The sequence below is a fragment of the Pediococcus sp. genome (assembly GCF_003533255.1).
Lineage (GTDB): Bacteria > Bacillota > Bacilli > Lactobacillales > Lactobacillaceae > Pediococcus > Pediococcus parvulus.
Genome location: NZ_DOEM01000008.1, coordinates 1 through 4,903, shown reverse-complemented (window position 1 = coordinate 4,903; position 4,903 = coordinate 1). Strand labels below are relative to the sequence as shown.

The 4,903-nt window shown below is 38.2% G+C and carries 4 protein-coding genes; all 4 read right to left on the bottom strand.

The genetic code is table 11. The features are described 5' to 3' along the window. Nucleotides 1–122 precede the first annotated feature (122 nt). The gene (locus DD627_RS02895) at nt 123–923 is read right to left on the bottom strand and encodes a helix-turn-helix transcriptional regulator (protein WP_057784464.1); all 801 of its coding nucleotides are present in this window, start codon (nt 921–923) and stop codon (nt 123–125) included. Between the two features lie 400 nt (nt 924–1,323). After that, a complete protein-coding gene (locus DD627_RS02890; RefSeq protein ID WP_057784465.1) occupies nt 1,324–1,974 on the bottom strand; it encodes a TetR/AcrR family transcriptional regulator in 651 nt (216 codons plus the stop codon). A gap of 24 nt (nt 1,975–1,998) precedes the next feature. Next, entirely contained in the window at nt 1,999–3,618 is a 1,620-nt protein-coding gene (locus tag DD627_RS02885) for an ABC transporter permease (protein ID WP_260275070.1), read from the bottom strand. Continuing rightward, entirely contained in the window at nt 3,608–4,531 is a 924-nt protein-coding gene (locus tag DD627_RS02880; RefSeq protein ID WP_068808562.1) for an ABC transporter ATP-binding protein, read from the bottom strand. The genes DD627_RS02885 and DD627_RS02880 overlap by 11 nt, the downstream gene beginning before the upstream one ends. Between the last annotated feature and the right edge of the window lie 372 nt (nt 4,532–4,903).

The following is a 4,903-nucleotide window of genomic DNA, read 5'->3' as shown; positions in this document are numbered from 1 at the left end:
CACGTTTTCGTATCAAGCAACAAAATAAGTTTTTGTAGTTTTAACCTTTAGTAGGTGCAAATAAATAATCCCAGCTATGTTCACACTTAGAACATAACTGGGATTATTTTTCTAGCTTAACTTTAATATGGTCGAGCCGTTTCAGCTAAAGCGTCTTGCTTGATTTGGAGTCGTTTACGTTGATTATGCAGACGATACTGCTTTGGTGTCGTATCTGAGAATTTCTTAAAATGTTTAATGTAATTGCTTGAATCATAATAATTCAACATCCGAGAAATTTCATTTAACGGTAAATCGGTATGCAGAAGTAATTTTTTGGATTCATCAACACGTTGTTTATCGATATAACTCTGAATGGATAAGCCCATTGTATGGGTAAAAAGTCGTGAAACATACTGATAAGAAAGATTTAAATATTCAGCAATTCGAATCGGCTGCATCTTGTCATACAAATGCATATTCACGTAATAGGTGATTTGGTAAACTTGCTTAGGCACCGTATTTGTAGAAGTAATTTGATCTTCAGGTGTTTGCAAAGCAAAGAAATCTTTATAAATCAAACCCAAAATTTTGCGAAAAGCTTCTGGATTTTCTGGTTTTTCATCGGTCAGCCAGTCTAAATAAGCTTCACGGAGTTGTACGAAATTGGTTGCATTGAAATGATTGGCAAGTCCAGTCATGGCAAAGTCACCAACGACATTAACTAAGCTCCGATGCAAGTCTTCATGACTAGCTTCCTTGATTAGTTCACTATGATGTTCAAAAAATGAGTTTAGTTCACGTTCTGCGCGACCTGGTTCTCGTTTTTCAAAATTGAAAATTAAGCTATATTCTAAAAAAGAAAAACGGAGTAAATAATTCGATTTTTTTGAGTCCAATTTGCGGCGTGAAAAGTTTAATTGATCATAATCGTAATAAAACATTTTGCAATTCCTCCAAAAAATATTTGTTTTTAACATACTAAGTTACACTAAAAGAGACGCGAATTAAATGATACCATAAAAAAGCGTAAACATCGAAACTAATTTAATAATCTCATATATTTGTAACAATTTGACTTACATTATTCAGATAGAGCCTATAAGCAATTACCTCTAATTTAAGAAATGGTCGATATAATGGATAAGTGTTAAAGCTTAAAAATTAGAAAAAAGGAAAAATTCCTTTATTTAACTAGAATTATACTATTTTTTTGGTATAGTTAAAGTCCTTAATAGTGTTTTGCCAGTATTATTTAGAAAAACATTAAAAATCAGAGTGTTTAAACATTTAAAGACAAAATTGGTATCAAAAAGGCAGAGAAAATTTTTTCTCTGCCTGTTGTTACTCTTTTTTTAAAAAACCATGTTCCAAAACATCAATATAACCACGGACATTTTCAATAATGTCGTCAAAATCAGTGAGATCGGCATCTGGCTTCTTTTGCATTAGTGTTTTTGTTTCGGCCCCCACCTGATCTAAAACGCCTAACATCAAGCCTTGAATGGTTTTGCGGCTAACATTATTGCGAATTGGGAGTCGATTCAAAATCGGGTCAATCATGTTGGCCATATTGGCACTAGTTTGATTGTTATAAAATTCAGCAATTTCATGTTTCAGAGCGGAAGGAGCGTCACTTGCTTCCGCATAGGCATCTAACAATAATTTAAATTCTTCAGGATATTGCAATTGAAGCTGAATTTTATATTTTGTCGCATTAACAATCATAGCATCAAGATCCTGTGCATCATGCCAAACACTGTAATCAGCAACGGATTCAATGCGATCTGTGGCAAACTTGAGTGTCGCCATATAAAGATGCGCTTTGTTTTTATAATAGCGGAAGATGATACCCTTGGAAACTACTGCTTTTTGTGCAATGTCTTCTGTTTTTGCCCCACGATAGCCTCGATGAGCAAACTCAGTTAATGAGGTGGCCATGATGCGGCTCACTTTTTCAGGATCCATGGGAATATTAGTTTTTTTTTCGGTCATTGAAGTGAGCACTCCTTTCGATAATTAATTTTCAATCAGATCACGGTGTCGATAACCAATAAAACCAACGATGAACAGGATAACTGCCAAGACCATCATAAGGGTAAACTGTGGCCAATCAACTGATTTAACTGGCACATCGTTGATCCAGCCATAAGGAGTTATTTTTTGTGCCCAGTCAGGGATGTTCATTAAGTTGCCAAAGTATAAACTAATCAATCCGTATACTGGTAACGCCCAGATTATGGTCTGTAGTCGTGGGAACCAGCCAATAATTAAAACGCTAATTCCTAATATAACATACAGTGCAGGTAGGTAACCGAGAAAGCCGCGGCATAACCGAGCGAACGATAAGGGGTCATCCATAACCGTGGTGTTTGCCAACCAAATGCCACTCACGGCTGCCAGTAAAGACAAAGTACCGATAATAAAGGCAACTGCAGCATAACTACTAAAAATTTTGGCGCGTGAAACGCCTTTGGCATGAAGTTGTTCCAACCAGCCTTTACGTTCGTCGCCATTAATTCTCAAGAGCGTTTGCACACTAGGAACGGTCGCTAATACGGCAAAAACGATCATTAACAGCGCGGCAAATTTTAGGGCAATCATGCGTCCGGCAGCGTTTAAAGCTGATTGACCTAATAAACTGCCCATTAATGGATTTGTTTTCAAAAGATCACCAACTGTACCGAAAATTGAGCCATAGGAAATTCCCAAAATGGCAAGACTGATGATCCAAACAATCAAGCTCAAACGATCAAGCCGTAAAACTAAACTGAATGGTCCAGAGAGTAATACGGTTGCTCGTTTACGTCCACCACGCGTCGCAATTAAGCCAGCGTCGACATCTCGGTGACGACTTGCATAAAAAGTTAGAAAAAGTAAGACGATAGTCAACACTAACGAAAAGATGACGGGCAACCAATTATTTTCATGATAAATGGACATTTTTTCGACCCAGCCAAAGGGTGACCACCACGTCAAATCAGCGTTTTCCACATCCGTTACCATTCGAATCAAGTAGGTGACACCAAGAAATAGGTAACTTAGCATGGTGGCGCCACGGGGATTATCGCTAATTTGCGCCATTAAAAGGGCGGTACTTCCAAACATGAAGCCACTAGTAGCCAGGCCAAGACCAATTAATAAGTTTCCTTCTATTGAGGTGCCGTGCATACCAGAAACTTGTAACCCACCAAAGTAAACAAGGCCAACAAATAGATTAATCAAGAAAAGCTCGAGAGTCGCTGCTAATAAGGGACTTTGTTTGCCAACCGCATGGGAACGAATCAATTCTAACATGCCATTACTTTCTTCTCCCCGTGTATTTCGAACCGCGAAAAAGATGTTCATCACTGCCATAAATAGGGCCATAAAAACAACCATTTCACTCGCAAACACATCGGCTGTGGTGTAGGGCGGTTTGGCAACAAATGCGCCAAATAAGGAAACCATTGCCGGCATTTTTAAGGTGCTCACGATGCTGGCGATCGAGGTAGGTGTGCCATATAAATCGTTAAATTTAAAGGCTACAGATGCCATTAGACCACCCAAGATGAGTAGCCAGATGAGAATTAAAAACCAATCCCGGCGCAAATTAAAACGGGTTAAAAACCCACTTTGTTGATAATTATTACGCTTCATTTTGCCCATCTCCTTGCTCATCTTTTTGGTAGTAACGTAAGAAGAGATCTTCAAGAGTTGGTGGTGTACTTTGTAGACCAATAATTTCTAATGGCGCTAGGGTCAGCATAAGTTGAGCCATTTTATCAGAATCCATGCTGAAACTGGCTTTGTTTGCTACATTATCAGAATTTTTAAAGCTATGAACTCCTTCGCTAGTTGAAAGATCCGGCAGTGGCTTGCGTGTTTGCACAGTCACTAGTGTGCGGGTGAGATGCCGCATTTCGGTTAGCGTACCCGTTTCAATGATGCGACCCTCGCGGATAATTCCAATGCGGTCACACATACGTTCAACTTCGGATAAAATATGGCTGGATAATAAAATGCTTTTGCCGTTGTTTTTTAGAGCAAGTACGTGTTTTTGAAAGATTTCTTCGTTCAATGGATCAAGCCCGGATGTTGGCTCATCAAAGATGTATAAGTCAGCATCGGTAGAAAATGCGGCGATCAAGGCCACTTTCTGTCGGTTTCCTTTGGAATAAGTCCGGGCCTTTTTTGAGGGATCCAATTCGAATTCTTTGATTAACTCATCCGTGTGACCGGTATGTTTTTGATGATTGAGTTTCAAAAACAGGTCGATAATTTCGCCACCGGTTAAGTTGGGCCATAGGTAAACATCGCCTGGCACATATGCGAGGCGTTCATGAATGCTGACGGAATCCTGCCAAACATCCTTACCAAAAATGGTCGCTGAACCGCCAGATGAGCGGAGAATCCCGAGTAATGTCCGGATGGTAGTTGATTTGCCAGCTCCGTTTGGTCCGATAAAACCAAAAACTTCTCCTTTGTTGACGTTAAAAGTAATATCTTTTAATGCTTCGAATTTTCCAAACTTTTTTTGTAAATGATTAATTGAAAGTACTGTTTTAGACATAACACTGCCCCCTTGTGAGTTCTAAATCACGATTAATTTTAGTGAACTAATTGCGGCTAAAGTCCATGGATACTTAGCTTCAACTAATTAATAAGCAGAGTATAAGCTCCGTTGACCAATAAGTCAATGACTCGTTGGTCAATGTGAGACTTAATTTTTTTATATCTGCTTTTTTGGCCAATCAGTAATTAAAAATTTGGCTGTCAATAATTGAAATATACAGATCACATAACCTGGAAATTATTTCAGTATACGTGATTTTTTATTTTAAGTATTTATTCTCTAATAAAATAGCGGTAATATAAAAAAGGTTACTCTACGCAAGAAGTAACCAAATATTTTATTTATTTACTAAAGGTTGAAACTACAAAA